Source organism: Allorhizobium sp. nf9_anc (assembly GCF_056323085.1).
On sequence record NZ_CM150481.1, the window covers coordinates 17,838 to 36,002 of the forward strand.

Annotated in this window: 14 protein-coding genes; 4 read left to right on the forward strand and 10 right to left on the reverse strand. The window is 62.2% G+C overall.

Annotated features, from left to right (window positions below; all coding sequences use genetic code 11):
• Positions 1–41 precede the first annotated feature (41 nt).
• Complete coding sequence (rhaI, locus tag AC02Y0_RS00095) at positions 42–1,334, forward strand: L-rhamnose catabolism isomerase (protein WP_476381422.1); 1,293 nt, start codon at positions 42–44, stop codon at positions 1,332–1,334.
• Positions 1,335–1,419: 85 nt separating this feature from the next.
• Here the strand turns inward: rhaI and AC02Y0_RS00100 are convergent, their stop codons facing one another.
• From AC02Y0_RS00100 to AC02Y0_RS00115, 4 genes are all read right to left on the reverse strand, one after another.
• Positions 1,420–2,139 (reverse strand): Bax inhibitor-1/YccA family protein, encoded by a 720-nt coding sequence (locus tag AC02Y0_RS00100; protein ID WP_476381424.1) that lies wholly within the window; start codon positions 2,137–2,139, stop codon positions 1,420–1,422.
• Positions 2,140–2,159: 20 nt separating this feature from the next.
• Entirely contained in the window at positions 2,160–2,933 is a 774-nt protein-coding gene (locus AC02Y0_RS00105; protein ID WP_476381425.1) for an anti-sigma factor family protein, read from the reverse strand.
• Positions 2,920–3,465, reverse strand: a complete 546-nt coding sequence (locus tag AC02Y0_RS00110; protein ID WP_476384112.1) for a sigma-70 family RNA polymerase sigma factor — start codon at positions 3,463–3,465, stop codon at positions 2,920–2,922. The genes AC02Y0_RS00105 and AC02Y0_RS00110 overlap by 14 nt, the downstream gene beginning before the upstream one ends.
• A gap of 66 nt (positions 3,466–3,531) precedes the next feature.
• Entirely contained in the window at positions 3,532–4,170 is a 639-nt protein-coding gene (locus AC02Y0_RS00115; RefSeq protein WP_476381427.1) for an exopolysaccharide biosynthesis protein, read from the reverse strand.
• Positions 4,171–4,361: 191 nt separating this feature from the next.
• Here AC02Y0_RS00115 and AC02Y0_RS00120 point away from each other — a divergent pair, with 191 nt between their 5' ends.
• The gene (locus AC02Y0_RS00120) at positions 4,362–4,541 is read left to right on the forward strand and encodes a hypothetical protein (RefSeq protein WP_476381429.1); all 180 of its coding nucleotides are present in this window, start codon (positions 4,362–4,364) and stop codon (positions 4,539–4,541) included.
• Between the two features lie 71 nt (positions 4,542–4,612).
• Here the strand turns inward: AC02Y0_RS00120 and AC02Y0_RS00125 are convergent, their stop codons facing one another.
• The 6 genes from AC02Y0_RS00125 to AC02Y0_RS00150 all read right to left on the reverse strand — a co-directional run bounded on the left by AC02Y0_RS00125 (position 4,613) and on the right by AC02Y0_RS00150 (position 15,633).
• Positions 4,613–5,716: a DUF475 domain-containing protein gene (locus tag AC02Y0_RS00125; RefSeq protein ID WP_476381431.1), complete on the reverse strand. Its 1,104-nt coding sequence runs from the start codon at positions 5,714–5,716 to the stop codon at positions 4,613–4,615.
• Between the two features lie 391 nt (positions 5,717–6,107).
• Positions 6,108–6,524, reverse strand: coding sequence for an OsmC family protein (locus tag AC02Y0_RS00130; RefSeq protein ID WP_476381433.1), 417 nt, complete (start codon positions 6,522–6,524; stop codon positions 6,108–6,110).
• A 61-nt stretch (positions 6,525–6,585) separates the two neighbouring features.
• Complete coding sequence (locus tag AC02Y0_RS00135) at positions 6,586–6,987, reverse strand: hypothetical protein (RefSeq protein WP_476381435.1); 402 nt, start codon at positions 6,985–6,987, stop codon at positions 6,586–6,588.
• Between the two features lie 87 nt (positions 6,988–7,074).
• Positions 7,075–9,162 carry a penicillin-binding protein 1C gene (gene pbpC / locus AC02Y0_RS00140; RefSeq protein WP_476381437.1) on the reverse strand — a complete coding sequence of 696 codons (2,088 nt, stop codon included), beginning with the start codon at positions 9,160–9,162 and terminating at the stop codon, positions 7,075–7,077.
• Positions 9,162–14,606, reverse strand: coding sequence for an alpha-2-macroglobulin family protein (locus AC02Y0_RS00145; RefSeq protein WP_476381439.1), 5,445 nt, complete (start codon positions 14,604–14,606; stop codon positions 9,162–9,164). The genes pbpC and AC02Y0_RS00145 overlap by 1 nt, the downstream gene beginning before the upstream one ends.
• A 106-nt stretch (positions 14,607–14,712) precedes the next feature.
• Positions 14,713–15,633: a LysR family transcriptional regulator gene (locus tag AC02Y0_RS00150; RefSeq protein WP_476381441.1), complete on the reverse strand. Its 921-nt coding sequence runs from the start codon at positions 15,631–15,633 to the stop codon at positions 14,713–14,715.
• 106 nt (positions 15,634–15,739) lie between these two features.
• Between AC02Y0_RS00150 and AC02Y0_RS00155 the strand changes: the two genes are divergently transcribed.
• Together AC02Y0_RS00155 and AC02Y0_RS00160 are read left to right on the forward strand one after the other, a co-directional pair.
• Positions 15,740–16,918: an acyl-CoA dehydrogenase gene (locus AC02Y0_RS00155; RefSeq protein ID WP_476384113.1), complete on the forward strand. Its 1,179-nt coding sequence runs from the start codon at positions 15,740–15,742 to the stop codon at positions 16,916–16,918.
• 242 nt (positions 16,919–17,160) lie between these two features.
• Entirely contained in the window at positions 17,161–18,159 is a 999-nt protein-coding gene (locus tag AC02Y0_RS00160) for a PAS domain-containing protein (protein WP_476381443.1), read from the forward strand.
• Positions 18,160–18,165: the final 6 nt, after the last annotated feature.

Consider the following 18,165-nt stretch of genomic DNA (forward strand, 5'->3'; position numbering starts at 1 on the left):
CGCGCTTCGATGACAATCGTTCGCGCGAGGTGGAGGAAAGAATGAGCGAAATCCGAATTCCCGTCGATATCGTCGCGGCGGAAAACGAGCGGCGCGAGGCGGCTCACCGCAGCGACTTTCAGGCGCTGGGCGAGAAACTCGCGCGCAACTCCATCGATATCGAGAGCGTGACCGCGAAGGTCGCGGACTTCTTCGTCGCCGTACCCTCCTGGGGTGTGGGGACCGGCGGCACGCGTTTCGCCCGTTTCCCGGGGCAGGGCGAGCCGCGGCATATCTTCGACAAGCTCGACGATTGCGGCGTCATCCAGCAGTTGACGCGGGCGACGCCGACAGTCTCGCTGCATATCCCCTGGGACAAGGCGGATCCGAAGGAGCTGAAGGCCAAGGCGCATGCTTTGGGGCTGGGCTTCGATGCGATGAATTCGAACACCTTCTCTGATAGCCCTGAGCAGCCGCATTCCTACAAGTACGGCTCCCTCAGCCATGTGGATGCCGCGACCCGCCGTCAGGCCGTCGAGCACAACATCGAATGCATCGAACTGGGTGCCGCACTCGGTTCCAAGGCGCTGACCGTCTGGATCGGTGATGGGTCCAACTTCCCCGGGCAGAGCAATTTCACCCGCCAGTTCGAGCGTTATCTCGACGCGATGCGCGACATCTACAAGGCGCTTCCGGACGATTGGCGGCTGTTCTCCGAACACAAGATGTACGAGCCGGCCTTCTATTCCACGGTCGTTCAAGACTGGGGCACGAACTACCTGATCGCGCAGACGCTGGGTGAGAAGGCCCATTGCCTGGTCGATCTCGGGCATCATGCGCCCAATACCAATATCGAGATGATCGTCGCGCGGCTTATCCAGTTCGGCAAGCTCGGTGGCTTCCACTTCAACGATAGCAAATATGGCGATGACGATCTGGATGCCGGCTCGGTCGAACCCTACCGTCTGTTCCTCGTCTTCAACGAGCTGGTTGATGCGGAGCATCGGGGTGTGAAGGGTTTCCACCCGGCGCATATGATTGACCAAAGCCACAATGTTACAGATCCGATCGAGAGCCTGATTTCCAGCGCCAACGAGATCCGCCGTGCCTATGCGCAGGCGCTTCTGGTCGATCGCGCAGCACTTGAGGGCTACCAGACCGGTAACGACGCGCTGATGGCATCCGAAACACTGAAGCGGGCTTATCGCACCGATGTCGAGCCAATCCTCGCGGAGGCAAGACGGAGGTCCGGCGGGGCGATCGATCCGGTCGCGACCTACCGGGCCAGCGGCTACCGGGGCCGTGTTGCGGCCGAGCGTCCGGCGGTCAAGGGTGGCTCCGGCGGTATCGTCTAAGCTAGATCTCATTCTCTTCTCGTGAAAACGCCCGGGCAAAACCCGGGCGTTTCTTGTTGAGGCGTTCTCCCGACGCGTTTTTATCTTATTCTTCGCGCTGGCCGGTGAGGCTCAGCAGCAGCTGGAACAGGTTGACGAAGTTGAGGTAGAGCGACAGAGCGCCGAAGACGGCGAGCTTCTGCTGGCTCTCCTGGTCGACGTTCTCGGCATACTGTTCCTTGATGTTCTGCGTGTCCCAGGCGGTCAGGCCGACGAAGACGACGACGCCGATGACCGAGATCGCGAACTGCAGGGCGCTCGAACCAAGGAAGATGTTGACGATCGAGGCGATGACGACACCGATCAGACCCATGATCAGGAACGAGCCGAACTTCGACAGGTCACGCTTCGTCGTGTAGCCGTAAAGGCTCATCGCGCCGAACATGGTCGCGGTGATGAAGAATGTGCGGGCGATCGAGGTTCCGGTGAAGACCAGGAACACGGACGACAGCGACAGACCCATCACGGCTGCGAAGGCCCAGAAGGCCATCTGCGCGGTGGCGGCCGACATCGCGTGAATGCGGAACGAGAAGAAGAAGACGAAGGCCAGCGGCGCCAGCATCACGACCCACTTGAGCGGGGTCGAGAAGATCGGCACGTAGAGTGCCGGCGTCTGGCTGACCACGAAGGCGACGATGCCGGTGATAACAAGGCCGAGGCCCATGTAGTTGTAAACGCGCAGCATATGCTTGCGCAGACCTTCGTCGAAAAGTGCTGCGGACTGGGCCTGAGCGCCGTAGCCGAAGCGGTTCTGGATAGGATCCATAGTCAGTTACCTCCTTGGGATCAGTAAAGGGTACGGGCAAGCTTGCGGGCCTGTTCGGCCAGCTTGTCCGCATTTTCGGTTTCGGAGATCAGCGCGTAGGCAACTTCGCCGATCTGCCAGTAGGCGGCGTTGGTCTGGCCTTCCTGCTTCAGCAGCACCTGCTGAACAGAGAAATTGCCAGGCCGGACGGCGAAGAGGGACAGCCTCTCGCCGGATTGGGGCTCCACTTCAAGCTCGACACTCGGGCCGTAGGTGGAGGGGAAAACCTGCGCATCGCGCACGGACCATTCTGCCGGCATCGTGGGCAGCACGATTGCCGTCGCAGAACGGATCTCAGCCGGGTCGAAACGGCTCACTTCCACCTGTGACGACATCTGCTCGCGCAGCTCTGCGGTCTGATGGGCGCGCATGGCTTCCTCGACGAATTGCGGCGGCGGCACGGAGGCCACCACTTCGCCGATGCTGCCAGGGGCGATCCAGGCATGGGCAATCCAGCCGGCGCCGATCAAAAGCGCAACCGATGCCGCGCGCCGCATCACGTCAAAGGTGCGCGGACGGTTCAAGGCGCTTTCCAGAACCCGCGCTGCTTCGCGTGTTTCCTGACGGACGCCTGTCGGCATGCCGGCCAGTGCCAGCCGCAACTCATCGCGAACTCGCAGATCCGCCATCACCTTGGCGGCAATAGTCGGGTTCTCCGAGAGATAGGCCTCGACCTCGATGCGGCGACCGACATCCAACTGGTCGTCGACATAGGCGTGCAGGTCAGCCTCGATCACGGGATCATTGCTTGTCATCGGGGTTTCCTCCAACGATTCTGAGGTGTGGCACAGCGCTCGTCTCCTCGCCGCCTTCCATCGCCCGAAGACGGGCGCGGGCGCGAGAGACACGAGACATCAGTGTGCCAACGGGAATATTCAGGACATCGGCGGCCTCCTGATAGGAGAGCTCCTCGATGGCCACGAGATGCAGTGCTTCGCGCTGGTCTTCCGGCAGAGACAGAAAGGCGTCCCGCACCTGGGCGAGCCGCACCGAATGTTCCTGTCCTGCGGGTGCTACCGTTTCGGACAGTTCCAGGGCTGCGTCGTGACGGCGATTGACCGCACGGTCGCGGCGGAGCCGGTCGATATGGGTGTTGTGCAGGATCGACATCAGCCAGTTGCGGATGCTGCCGCTGCTGCGAAACGTCGATTTGCGTTCCAGCGCGCGGACGAGAGCATCATGAACGAGGTCTTCGGCCTCGTCGGGATTCCTGACGAGCGAACGGGCATAGCGTCGCAAGGCTGCGAGCTGGCCAATCACATTGAACGGGTTCGAGTTCGTCGTCATGCCCCAGTATACGGAGCTGGACGGCATCCTATTCCACCGTCAGCCAAAAATATTTTGGATATGGTTTCAAGGGGCGATTGCCCAGCCCAGACCCCGGGCTGCGGCATAGACCAGACCGCCGGATGCGCCGAGTGCGATCACACCCATGGCAACGCCCAGGATCGTGACAAGACCATCACGCTCCATAAGGCCGAGTGCGATCATGACCAAGGCCGCAACGGGCAGGAAATTGCCAAAGGGGATAGGCAGAGCCACCGCGATGGCGAGGAGCAGCACCGGCACACCGAGGAAAGCCTGTGTACGAGGACCCGCGAGATGGCGCATGCGGTTCTTGCGCAGCAGCGTTTCCACGCGCGCGACGAGAGGGGCGGTGTAGCGGACCATTACGTCGATGACGCCGCTGGAGACCTGACGGCGGCCGAGAAATTTTGGCAACCAGATGCGGCGAAAGCCAGCAATGATCTGGATCGAGACAATGGCAAGACAGCTGCCGAAGACCATGCCGAAGGGGCCGGGGATGGGGGTGAGGGCCGGCAGCGACAGAATTAGGATCGCAAATGCAATGCTGCTGCGGCCCATGGCCGACATCAGTTCGTCCAGGCTCACAGCGCCTGCTTCTGCCGCATGGGCCTGAAGGCGGGCAAGCCTTCTCGATGCCACCCCGCCTTCGGGAGCCGGGCTGTCTGGTGGCTCTGAACTGTTCATCGTGTCACGTATCTCCTGGCGTTTGAGGAGATGTAGGAGAGCTTTGCCGCGACACAAGGCCGATCGGGAGCTGCCTCATATCTGCGCGCGTCGGCGTCGCGGTCTCCAGAAGTCCAGTGCTGCCGTTGGTTTTGTCTGGAACCTCGCGGGGCCGCCGGCTGTTTCCCGTGTCCAAGCAAAGGAGACGGGCGATGACAGATCACGCTGATACAGCCGATAAGAAACAGGCCGAAAAGGGTAAAACGACCGCGGACGACATGCCGGCAGCGGGGCCGCACGACAAGCCGGAATTGCAGGATCCGATGAAGACGCCAGGAACGGGCTCGCTGCCGAAGGTCGGATCTCAAGGCTCGGATGTCGGGCCGGACTGAGTATCCGGTCTCTGAAACGGAAAAGGCCGGCGAAAACGCCGGCCTTTTCTTATTGTTCGCGAAGCGATCGCTCAGATGTTCTCCGCCACGGTCTCGTGGGCGAGGCGTTCCTCTTCGGCGCGCTCTTCGCGGTTGTACTTGATGGACGACCAGAGCGAGATGCCGATCAGAGCCGCGCCACCGAGGCCGGTGATCACTTCCGGGATATGGAAGAGCGTCTGCACATACATGATCACCGAGAGGATCAAGATGGCGTAGAAGGCGCCGTGTTCCAGATAACGATATTCCGCCAGCGTACCCTTCTCGACCAGCATGATGGTCATCGAGCGCACATACATTGCGCCTATGCCAAGGCCGATCGCGATGATGAACAGGTTCTGCGTCAGCGCGAAGGCGCCGATGACGCCGTCAAACGAGAAGCTGGCGTCGAGCACTTCGAGATAGATGAAGGCGCCGAGACCGCCCTTGGCCGCTTCGCTCATGGTCTTCTGCGAAGCATCCAGCAGTCCACCCAGCACTTCGACGGCCAGGAAGGTGACCAGGCCGTAGATGGCGGAATAAACGAAGGTGGTCGATTCCTCGCCTTCGAGCAGGTTGGAGAACAGCAGGATCAGGAGCAAGACGAGCGCGATCTCGATGCCCTTAATGGAGGCCGAGCGCGCCATGTGCTTCTCGAGCCACTCGATCCAGTGCACGTCCTTCTCATGGTTGAAGAAGTAGGTGAGGCCGACCATCATCAGGAAGGTGCCGCCGAACGCTGCGATCGGAAGATGCGCGTCGTTCATGATACGGGCATATTCGGCCGGCTCGCGCGCTGCCAGGATGATCGCTTCAATCGGTCCGATCTGGGCGGCGATGACCACGATGAGCAGCGGGAAGACGATGCGCATGCCGAAGACGGCGATGATGATGCCCCAGGTCAGGAAGCGCTGCTGCCAGACGGGCGTCATGTCCTTCAGCTTGTTGGCGTTGACGATCGCGTTGTCGAAGGACAGCGAGATCTCAAGGACTGCCAGAACTGCGCAGATGAAGAAGACGGTTGCCATGCCGGCGATCGTGCCGGTCGACTGCCAGCCGAGAACACCGCCGAGGATGAGGCCGATCGCCGTGACGATGAAGGCCCAGCGGAAATAGCCGAGGGTGGAGCTTCCACCGGTTGCTGCTGCAGTGCTCATGTGCGGTTCTCCTGGCTGGAGAACAGAGACAGAGTGGAGATGCGAAGCGCCCTGCACGCCTTCGCATGAAGCATGATCGAATTGTTCATTTTTATAGAATCCGCCGGCTCAAATTGCTGGCGGTACCGACATCACGAGAGCGCCGTAAACTCTCGCCAGAGGGGCCCGGCACCAGGTTCGGACGCGGTGATGCTGAAATCACGGCGCCTCACGTTCTTGTTAACGAACATTGCTCAAACGTCAAGATTTAAGGCAGGCGGGGCGCCATAGTTGATCGTATTGCGAAAAGGCGGTGCATCAGAAAATGGCGCGGTCTCGATCGTGTGCGACGACAAACGAAAACTGCGGTAATGCCTCGCGACGCTTTGAGATTGCGGCTTCACGTTTACTGCTAGGCGTTGCCGATCACCAAGGTCGGACGCACGGCAAGACTGTTGCTGACGGTGCAGATTTCTTCTGCGCGGTGGGCGATCGCCTGTTGCTGCTCCAGATCGAGCGCGCCTTGAAACTCGAATTCTACCGTGAAGCCGATAAAGCGGGATGGTTCGTCGGCGGCCTTTTCACCGCTGACCGCCACTGCGACCCCTTCGAAGCTGCGCGCAAGGCCGATTTCGCGGGCGGCAATGCGGGCGCTCATGCTCATGCAGGCGGCGAGTGAGGCGAGGAGCAGGTCGAGCGGATTGAAGCCCGCCTGAGTAGGCCCCGTGACGATGTCCAGTTCGCCGCCGGTCACCGAGCGAATGGCCGGATAGCCGGTTTTCCCGAGCGTAGCGGTCGCCCCGATCGGTCGGTCCTTCAAGTCTGCCATCGGGGTCCCCAATCTCCAACGCGGAGAGAATAGGGACCCGTCGCAGGGACGGCAAGCGATGTCAGATGCTGCTGCCGATGCGAGCCGTGCCGGTTTCGCCGTTGTCGCGGATCCACTTCAGGCGCTTGTCACCGGTGCGGATCAGTTCGAAGCACATCGGTGCTCCCTTGTACCAGCTGGTGAACTGCTGGCAGAGGCGGTCGCCTTTGATCCACCACTTGCCCTTGTCGTTCGGCTTGGCGAAACGACCGAGGCCGAGCGCTTCACCGGATCCGTCGACCTGGCCATTGGGGCGGTAGTTCAGCGGGAATTCACCGCCGAAGGGCACGGCGAGGTAAATACGTTTGCCGATGATCTCGCCCTTGATGTCATTGGCTGTGAAGCGCTCGTTGGCCATTGCCGAGGGGATGGCGAAGGTGAGCGTCAGGAGCGTGATCAATCCGGCGCGCAAGCTGCTGGTCATAATGAAGATCTCCCGTTCGAATTGGTTGACGGAGATTTCTACGGCGCGGGAGCGCGACTGGATCACGGGCGTGATGCTCGGGACCCATCAGTTCCGGATGAAGACGTTGACGGAGGCTGCTCTGCCTTCGGCGTCGATGACAGTCAGCGTCGATTGCCCGGAGCCCTCGGGGTGCCATTCACCGGTTCGTCGGCGGGTGCTGTCGCTCATCGGCTTGCCGTCGACCAGCCAGCGGAAGGGTGCGCGGCCGGCCTGCATCTTCATGACGACCGGCAAGGCTTCTCCGTTCGGTCCCTTGCCGAGTTCCAGCACCGAGCCTTCGAGCGGATAGACGATTTGCGGTGGGCGCTCACGGGCCGAGACGGAGATGAGGCCGTTCGGATCAACAGAAAAACGGCGCAGGGATTGCGGTAGCTCGGAGGCGGCGATGCGGTTGGCGCCTGTCGGGGCTCGGGGGAGAGCCGTGCCTGCAAGACCCGATTTGGCAAAGGCCTCGAACAGGAGTGGGGCTGCCGTCTGATATCCCGAGATGCCGGGGACTGCAGCATTGTCCGGGCGGCCGATCCAGACGCCGAGCACATAGCGGCCGTCATAGCCGACCGACCAGGCGTCACGGTAGCCGTAGCTGGTTCCGGTCTTGTAGGCGATGCCGGCGGGCGGGCTTCCCGTTGGCGGCAGGACGTCGCCGAGCAAGTCGGCGACCGTCCAAGCGGCTGCGGGTTCGAAGAGGGGCTGTTCGTCGATCAGTTCGGCCTTGTCACGGATGCCGTCTCCGAGCCGGACCGGCTGCTCGCGGTTGGCGAGGCCGGCATAGAGTTGAACGAGATCCTTCAGCGTGATGCCGGCACCGCCGAGCGCAATTGCGAGGCCCGGGGCCTCGTTCGGCGGTAGTTTCAGCGTCACACCGGCACGGCGAAGGCGCACCATCAGGCGCGAGGGTCCGACAGCATCGAGGAGCCGCACGGCTGGCACGTTGAGCGACAGCTGCAATGCCTGGCGGATGCTGACATCCCCCTGATACTGCATGTCGAAGTTCTTCGGGCGGTAGCCGAAGAAGTCGGCCGGGCGATCCTCGACAATGGTTTCCTGAGCGACCAGACCCTGCTCGAAAGCCAGGCCGTATATGAAGGGTTTCAGCGCCGAACCCGGCGAGCGCTCGGCGCGCGTCATGTCGATCCAGCCCGAGCGGGAGGCATCGAAGTAATTGGCTGCCCCGACTTCGGCGACAATCTCGCCGGTCGTGGCATCGGCCATCAGCAAAGCGAGCGACACCTTGGGATCGAGGTTGCGGCCTGCTTCGAGCGCCACTCTTTCTAGGGCCTCCTGCACAGGCCGCAGGATGGTGGTCTGGTGGGTGCTGGTCTCGGGTGCCTTGCGCCGTGCGGCTTCGGCGAGATGTGGGGCAAGCGCTGGCAACTGCCTGCGCATAGACGGGAGGGATGCGTTCAGCGCGAGCTCGACCTCCGCCTTGTCGACGACTTCGGCCTCGCGAGCGCGTTCCAGAACCCGCTTGCGCGCTTCGTGTGCGTTGTCGCGGAATCGGTCGGGGCGACGCTTTTCCGGCAGTTGCGGCAGGGCGACCAGCAGAGCGGCCTCGGCGGTCGACAGCCGCTTCGGCTCCTTGCCAAACCAGGCGAGGCTTGCTGCGCGCACCCCTTCCAAGTTTCCGCCATAAGGGGCGTGGGTGAGATAGAGGTTGAGGATCTCGGTCTTCGACAGCCGCCGTTCCAACTGGATCGCGCGGGCGATCTGAATAAGTTTGGCGGTCAGTGATCGCTCGCGACGAGGCTCTATCAGGCGGGCGACCTGCATGGAGAGGGTGGAGGCGCCCGAAACGATGCGGCCGTTAACGGCCAGTTGCCAGGCGGCACGTCCCAGCGCCATGAGGTCAACGCCGTGATGGTCCGCGTAGCGCCTGTCCTCATAGGCGATCAGCATGCGGATGAGAGCAGGGTCGACGTCATCGACTGTTGTTTCTAAGCGCCAGAGGCCTTCTTTCGTGGCAAAGGCACGCAAGAGCTGGCCGTCGCGATCGAGAATTTCGGTCGAGATTTTGCGCGCTTCCTCGAGCGGCGGAGGGTAGTTTCTGTCTGCCCAATCCAGCGCAGCGAGCGAGGCAGTGGCCGTGATGGCAGCCACCCCCAAGCTTATGCCGATGCGCCTCAGGCGACCCATCAGGGTGCCGTCGAGACCGTCATCGCAGCGGCTGCCGTGCGGGCGGACAGCTGCGGACGATACATGTCTTCGACGTTCGCGGCCGGCAGATCGTAGGTGCCGGGCGTCACGGCGCGCACCACGTAAGCCAGCGTGATGGTCCCGTTTTCGCCCTCGCCCCTGTTGATCGCGGCGACAAAACGATCGCTGCGGAATTCCAGATGTGCGGTCTCCGTCTGGCCGATCCAGTCGAAGTTGGCGAGCGCCGCGCTGTCGACCAGGCTCGGATTGTCGATCTCGAAACCGGCCGGAAGCAGATCGGTCACGAGAAGCTGGGCCGGCCAGTCATCCGCTTCCGTCACTTCCAGCACCACAACATAGCGTTCGTTCTGGATGACCTCTGTGATGTTGGCCTCTTCGCCGGTCAGGCTGTAGTAGGTTTTGTTGATCTCGAAGCCTTCGCCGCCGGCTGCCGGAGGCAGGGCCGGGGCTGCGACCGTGGTAACCGCAGCGCTGACGGGATCAAGGCCGGTGTTGGTCAGCGTCAGCGGCGCCTCGAGGAGCGCGTCGCCCGGGATCGTGGCGGCATAGGCGCCGGTCTTTTCGGCACCATTGACGTCAAGCTTCAGCCCCTCGTCATCCTGCTGGAGCGCGCGGGCGGCGAGCAGCATCCAGGTCTGTTCCTGGGTGCTGAGCGTTTGCTTGGCCTTCCACTCATCGGCCACGACCTTTGCCAGTATCGGAACCACAGGTGGAACCGGGCGGCTTTCGGCGGCAAGCGCCAGAACGCCGGCAGCATCGCGAAGCGCCGAGCCATAGTCGGAGCGGGAGAAGCTGACCGGCGTCAGGCGGGCCTGTTCGCTCATGCCGGCCGCATCGAGGAAGACGGCGTTGGCTCGTTCGCTATCACCGTAGAGCGACAATGCCGCTGCCAGATGCGCTTTCGACAGGGGTGTCGGGAAGTCGCCCAGCATCGTGTCCGCGTAGTAGCGAAGGTCACTCAGCGAGGCCTTGCGGCTGCGGGACAGCACGTAGAGCGCATAGGCAATCTCGTTGCCGCGTGTGCGGATGTCGTTATCGTAGGCAATGCGGTTCTGCAGGTTCTGCAAGGCCTGGACCAGAGCCTCCTCCGGCACGTCGAAGGTCTGTTCGCGGGCACGGGTCAGGAAGTCGGTGACATAGGCGTCGAGCCAGAGGCTTTCGGAACCCGGTGCCCAGAGGCCGAACGAGCCGCTCGACGATTGATAGGCGAGTACACGCAGGATGCCATCCTGAACGCGCTTGTTGATTGTCTCGTCTTCCGGCAGGCCGGAGAGCTTGGCCAATTCATCGAAGTAGAGAAGCGGCAGGGCGCGGCTGGTGGTCTGCTCGGCGCAGCCATAGGGATAGCGGTCGAGTGCCATCAGCAGGCCCGGAATGTCCAAGCCATCGGCGCGAGCGACATTGAGGCTGACCGAGGCTCCCTGCAAGAGGCTGTCTGCGAGCAGGTCGCCATCCACGGTCAGGCTCTTGCCCGGTGCCAGCGCAATGACCTGGCGTTCGGTGATCGGCAGCGTTGCCGGGCGTACGGGAAGATCGAGAGACTGGGTAATGGCTATGCCGTCGGCGCCGGAGAGAGCAATGTCGATGGCGCCGTCGCCGGGCGTGTTGGCAGTCAGTGGCAGGGTTACGGTGGTGGTTTCACCCGCCGTCAGCGTGACCTCTTGGCTTTCTGCGCCACCGACGCTGACTGGACCGTTGCCGGTCACGGCCAGCGTGTAGGTGCCGGATGGAGCGTCCGTCGCGGCGATGTCCAGGCGAAGACTGCTTTCGTCCTCAGGCGCGAGGAACTTCGGCAGGCTCGCCGTCACGACGATCGGATCTCGGATGATCACGTCCGTCTCGCTATGGCCTACCCCGGTCTTTGACCAGGCCCAGGCCATGACACGGGCCGTGCCGTTGAATTGCGGGATGTCGAAGGAGATTGTTGCCTTGCCCTCCGCATCCAGCTTCACGGGGCCGGAGAAGAAGGCCACGAGCTTTTCGCGCGGCGGATTACCTTGCAAGGCGACCTGGCCGCCGTCACCACCGGTGCGCAGGCGTCCGGTTGCGCCCAGCGAGCCATCGATCAGACGGCCATAGAGGTCGCGCAGTTCGAGGCCGAGGCGGCGCTGGCCGAAGTAGTAGCTTTCGGGATCGGGTGTCTCATAGCGGGTGAGGTTGAGAATGCCGACATCGACGGCGGCGACCATCACATAGGCCTCCTCGCCGATGCCTGCGCCGGTCACTTCCACCGGGATTTCCAGCGGCTGGCGGGGCAAGGTCTTTTCCGGTGGCGAAAGCTTGATGGCAAGCTTGTCGGCACCCGGATCGACGGCGAGCCAGGCAATGCCGATCGCACGCGCCGGCATACGGCTTTCCTCGGCGTCACCCGGACGGAAAAGGGTTGCCGTCACATAGGCGCCGGCGCCGAAATCTGCTGTCACGGGGATCTCGATTTCCGTGCCTGTTGCCGGGACGTCGGCAACCTGGGTGGAGATCAGAGCATCCGTGCCGGAAGTGACGATGACCTGGCCGGCAAAGCGCGGCGAGATCTTGAGCTTCGCGGTGTCGCCGACCTGATAGGACGGCTTGTCGAGGCCAATCTCGAGTGCGTCTGGGGTTTCGGTAGAGCTTGCAGCGACGAACCAGCCGGCATCGAAGTCGGTGCTGGTGACGGCGCCGCCCTCTTCGACTTCGAGGCGGTGGCTGCCCCAGGTGACGGGCACCGAAAGCGGTGTACCATCGGCTGCAATGTCGATCGTGCCATCGGCCACGAGCTTGGTCGTGGTGATTGGCTCATAACGCCAGGAGGAACCATCGCGGTACCACTGATAGTTCCGCTCGAGTTTGATCAGCTTCCAGCTCGCACCGGCCAAGGCCTGACGCTCGCCATTGGGGCCGAGGGCGATCAGGTTGAAGGCGGCATTGGTGTTTTCGGAGACCTCGCCTTCGAATTCCGGCTTGATGCCGATCATGGGTCCATCAGGCGTCACAGGTAGGGTCAGCTTGCGCTCGACCGCGCGGCCTCCACTTTCGCGCAGACGCAGTACGACATCGGCGTTCAGGAGGCGTGTCGTCGAGGGCAGGTCGGCCAGGGCAACCTCGATTTCGGCGCGGCCATCGTCATCCAGCGCATCCAGCCCTTCAAGCGGCAGACGCATGTCTTCGATGCCCTCTTCGTCTGCAAGGCCGAAGCTGTAGCGGGCAAAGTCTGGATGGCTTGTCGTCGGGCGGATCACCACCTCGCCTTCAAGCGTCAGGCCCGCTGCCGGCGCGCCATAGAGATAATGGCCATCGGCCGACACGGTAACGGCTTCGTCCGTAGAAATTGCACCGGTTTCGCTCGAAAGTTTCAGGTCGAGCCGGTCCGGCACGAAATCGTCGACCAGGAATGTCGACCGAGCGATGGCCGGCTTTTTCGGGTCGGTGTGGATGGCGACTGTCCAGGTGCCACGCATCGCATTGGCAAGGATCGGCAGGTCGACGGCATAACCGCCCAGTGTTTCGCTTGATACCGCCATGCGGCGGAATTCGACACCGTCGGGTCGCGAAAAGAGGAAGGTGAGCGGCAGGCCGGAAATGGCGTCGGCATTGGTGTCGCGGGCCAGCGCTGCGGCATGCACCGTCTCGCCGGGGCGATAGATACCACGCTCGGTCCAGGCGAGGATATCGACCGGGCCGGGGGCAGGGCGTCCGGTGACGCCGCGATCCGAAAGGTCGAAGCCGGCGCGCGTCATGTCGAGGAAGACATTGTCGTCAGCACTGCTGCGCGCGGCAATGACAGCCGGTGCGAGCGCTGCACCGCCGCGCACGAGACCGGCGTCGAAGCGGGCCCGGCCCTCGGCGTCGGTTGTGGCGGTCGCGAGGATCTCGTTGTTCTTGGCGATCAGTTGCAGTTCGATATTGGCGAGCGGGCTGGCCGTTGCCAGCGAGCGCGCAAAGACATGCAGCCCATCGGTGCCGGCAAAGGTCGAGAGGCCGATGTCTGAGACGACGAACCACTGTGTTGCGCGGCTGTCCCAACTCTCGTTGACCCCGGTCGGGGAGACCGCAGTCATCACATAGATCCCGGGCTTGCGGGTCGGCAGGGCCTCTTGCAGCGGAATGCTGGTGACGACTTCCTTGTTCTGCTCGTTGCCGATCTCGACTGAGCCCTGCCAGACCAGTTCGCCGATCTCGTCCTTGACGCGGCCGGCGGTATAGCCGTCCATCTGGGTGAGGAACTGCGAGGCGGCAAGAAGCGGTGCGATGTTGCGGTCGCCGATCCGGTAGAGTTCGAGATTGGCGCTTTCGCTGTTGATCGAGACGAGCGGAATGCCCTGGCGGGCGGAGGATGGCAGAACGAAACTGTCGCCGGTAAAGCGCACGGTCGATACGCGATCGCGGACATAGAGTTCGAGCTCGACCGGGGCTTCCATGTTTTCGTCGACCGAGGAGGGGAGGCCGGCGCGGATTGCGAGGCGATAGCGCCCGCCATGCTCCAGGCCTTCGACGCAGATCTGGTTGTTCTTCGCTTCCAGCGCCTTCGGCGTCGTGCCGTCCAGGGTTACGAAGGACGAATAATCGACGCCGCGTTTGACCAGCGGTTCGGAGAACTCGACGCAGGCGCGCGGTGAAGCACTGTCGGAATCAACAGTGTTGTTGACGACGCGGAAACCCTGGCGGGAGCGCAGGTCTTCGAAGGCGGCGCGCACTTGCGCATTCGACGCGAGTTCGAGGCTTGCCTTGTAGGCACTCAGCGCCGGACGCCAGTTCTCGCTGTTTTCCAGTGACTTGGCGAGCGTTGCCAAGGCCTCGGCGCGGGTCGTGGCGCCACGGGTCAGCAGATAGCCGTTGATCGAGGCCATCGCCCCTTCATTGGCCATGGAATAATTGCCGGTCACGGTGTTTGCCATGCGGGCCAGTTCAAGCCACAAGGCCTGATCATCCGGATCGACCGACAGGGCGCCTTTCATCGAGGCGATGGCGTAGTCGATATTGCCGCCAGTGAACGCCGCGCGACCGGTTTCGATGAGGGCGTCGCGTCCGAGCCCCTCCTGGTCCGGCACGACCGCCAGATTGTCGCGTTGGTTGCGAGCTTCGGTCTTCAGGTATTCCGAAACAAAAGGCAGTGCCGGTGGGGCGCCGATGTCTTCCTCGGCTGTCTGGACGACGATACGACCCGCGATCGCTCCTGGAAAACTGTTCAGCTGGTCATAATCGGACTTGAGGAAGCACCAGCTGACCTTCGGATTGTAGGTGAAGGCCCGGCAGGACGCGTCGCCGATGCAGCTTGCCTCGCATTCATCGATGGAGACATTCTTTTCCGTCCTGAGATCGAAGCCGAAATAGTCGGCATCATCGATGCGCTCGATGGTGCGCATATCCTGTGCGGAAGCTGGAAGGGATATCGGGACAAGAGCCAGCGCGAGTGCGAGAAATCCCGAAAAACGGTATGTGAACATGGTCCCCTCCGAGCCTGATCATGGCTTTCGAAGGTTAGTCTTTGCTCATGACGATAGGTTGTCAATCGGCACAGGACACAGGTGGTGAGTCATTTCTGGGTGCTCTTCAACCGCTTGCCGGACGTCGCTCGCTGAAGGCTTTCGCTTGCTCCAGGATCCAGGCTGCAAAGGTGCTGGCCGGCCCATAGGCCATCTTCGACAGGGGGCGAACGAGGTAATAGGCGCTCGCACTTTTCACCTCGTGATCCCAGGCACGAACCAGCTGGCCGCTCGCCAGTTCCGGCTCGATCAGGAAGGTCGGGACCAACGCAATGCCGAGGCCGGCATGGCAGGCCTGGACGACATTGGAGAACTGCTCGAAGCGCATGCCGCCGCCTCGGCCTTCGCCGATGTCGAGGCTCGCGAACCACTGTTCCCAGGCGCGTGGACGCGAGGCCATGTCGAACAGGGGCTTTGTCAGCAGGTCTTCAGGCCGGTTGACGGGGTTTTCCGCGAGGAATGTCGGGCTGCAGACGGGGGCTACCATTTCATGCATCAGGAACTGGCAATCCGTACCGGGCCAGTTCGGTTCGCCAATATGAATGGCTGCATCGAGGCCCGATCCCTCGAAATCGAACTGGCCGATGCGGGTGGCGAAGTCCATGATGATCGCCGGGTTCTTCGAGAGGAAATCCGGCATGCGCGGCATCAGCCAGCGGGTGCCGAAGGTCGGCAGGATGGCGAGCCGCAAATGGGTGTCGTCACGGGTGGCCATAGCTTCGAGCGAGAGCGTACGGATCGTGGCCAGTGCGTCGCCGATACCCTTGGCGTATGTGCGGCCGATGGAGGTCAGCTCCACGCCCCTGTTGGTGCGCTCAAAGAGCCGGACGCCCAGCTGGTCCTCCAGCAAGCCAATCTGGCGGCTGATGGCACCCTGCGTCAGTGCCAGTTCATTGGCCGCAGCCGAAAAGCTGCCGAGCTTCGCAACGGAATCAAAGGCGGCAAGCGCGCTGGTGGAGGGCAGGAAGCGGCGTTGGTGTGTGAGCATGCGATATGAATAGACCTAATAGCAACATGAGTAAACATGGCTTGAATTCTACTCAGTCATGAGCAATCTGGGATAACGAAACAAATGGATGAGACCGATGAGCGAGATGCAGCCCTTTTCCTGGAGTGACCCTTTCCTGATGTCCGAGGTCCTGAACGAGGACGAACGGATGATCCAGGATGCAGCGGCAGCCTTTGCTCAGGCCGAGCTCGCGCCGCGGGTCTCCGACGCTTACCTCGGTGAAACCGTCGAGCCGGAGCTTTTCCGGCTGATGGGGCAGGCCGGTCTTCTCGGCGTTACGCTGCCGGAGAAGTATGGTGCCGCCGACGCCAACTATGTGTGCTACGGCCTCGTCGCGCGTGAAATCGAGCGCATCGACTCGGGCTATCGCTCGATGATGAGCGTGCAGTCGTCCCTCGTCATTTACCCGATCTACGCCTATGGCTCTGACGAGCAGAAGGACAAGTATCTGCCGGGTCTCGTTTCCGGCGAACTCATCGGCTGCTTTGGCCTGACCGAACCGGATGCCGGCTCGGATCCGGGCGGCATGAAGACGCGCGCCGAGAAGATCGAGGGCGGTTACCGCCTGCGCGGCGCCAAGATGTGGATCTCCAATTCCCCGATCGCCGATGTCTTCGTCGTCTGGGCGAAGTCCGAGGCGCATGGCGGCGAGATCCGTGGCTTCATCCTCGAAAAGGGCATGAAGGGTCTGTCGGCGCCGAAGATCGGCGGCAAGCTTTCGCTGCGCGCTTCCGTCACCGGCGAAATCGTCATGGACGGCGTTGAAGTGGGTGAAGATGCGCTTCTGCCAAACGTATCCGGCCTCAAGGGTCCTTTCGGCTGCCTCAACCGCGCCCGCTATGGCATCTCCTGGGGTGTTCTTGGCGCTGCCGAAGATTGCTGGCACCGGGCCCGCCAGTATGGCCTCGACCGCAAGCAGTTCGGCAAGCCGCTTGCCGGCACGCAGCTGTTCCAGAAGAAGCTCGCCGACATGCAGACGGAAATTGCGCTCGGTCTACTCGGCTCGCTGCGCGTCGGTCGTCTGATGGACGAACACCAGTTCGCACCGGAGATGATCTCGATCGTCAAGCGCAACAATTGCGGCAAGGCGCTCGACATCGCCCGCATGGCCCGCGACATGCACGGCGGCAACGGCATCCAGATCGAGTACCATGTCATGCGCCATGCGCAGAACCTGGAAACCGTGAACACCTATGAGGGCACGCATGACGTGCATGCGCTCATTCTCGGTCGTGCCCAGACCGGTATTCAGGCGTTCTTCTGATCTCCTAATCGAGCCAATCAGGCCGGCGCCCCCACCCATTGATGGGTTTGGGCGCCGGCCTGACGCATTCTTGCGACACTGTTGCAACTCCGGGATTCCAGCTTAAACATTCATACACTTGTCGGGGCCTAGAAACACGTTCAGAAGCCCGTATGTTTGCTTTATGCTGATATCAGGCGATTCCTGCTTGAGGAGGCAGGATGAGGGTGGTTTGCACCACGGCCGGTTGTGGAGGAAGCGTCATGTATGCCCTAACAGTGCTCGACCACTCAGCGCTCGAGGCGTTTCGCAACGAGCACCCCTGGCTTGAATTTCCCGAGCATGTCTCAGAGGTTTGCGTCTATTTCGACGACAATGGCGGACCGAGCCGCATCACCGCACTCGAGGTTGGTCCGGACGGCAGTGTCGTCTCATCCGACGTGAACCGGTTCGGTGTCGATACCATTCTCAGTCTCATCCGCTACGCCCCGCTTGGAACAGCCAAGCAGGAGGAGTGTCCCGAGGAGCGCAACATCTGGGCCTTGCTCGAAGAACTGCCGGTTGCCGATGGTTCGCGCCCTGTAGACGAGGTCGAGGCTGAGCGGTCTCTGAAGCTGCAAGATGCCTATGCGATCCTCTACGATATCGCACTCGGCAAACTGAAAGGCATGCTAGAGGGCGCTCGCAATGAACGCGAGATGCAGCGTCTCTCCGATGCCATCGAGAAACTCCCGTCTCGGCTCGAGCATGTCGACGATAGCCACAAGCCGCAGTTTCTCGAGATCGACCTCTGGCGCTTCGTGGCAATCCTGCGTGACGAACTGGCCATGCCAGCCGACTACGAGATTGGGTCCAGCGGCGACGACAAGGTCCTTTCTCGCGAGATCATCGAACAGGCAGAGACAAACGCGCTCTCCGGGCCTGTCATCCAGGCGCTATTCGAACTTTCCCCGGTCGCCTTCTCAATCTCGAGCATCGGCCAGAAAAGCTCTCGCTACGTCAGAGTCAATCAGGCCTATCTCGACCTCGTGGGCAAAAGTTGGGACGAGATCCGGGGCAGCGAGATGGTTGCCTCCGGCGTCGTGTCGGGAAGCGAGGCCCGCGTCGAGCGTCTGATGCTGCTCGACCGCGATGGTGGTTATGTCGGGATGCGGGGAGAGATCCGGGATGCGGCGGGCAATGTCGTGCCCGTGGTTATCTCTGCCCGGCGTATTTCGGTTGCCGGGCAGCTTTACGATTTCGAGTTGCTTCAACGCGCCTGACAGGCC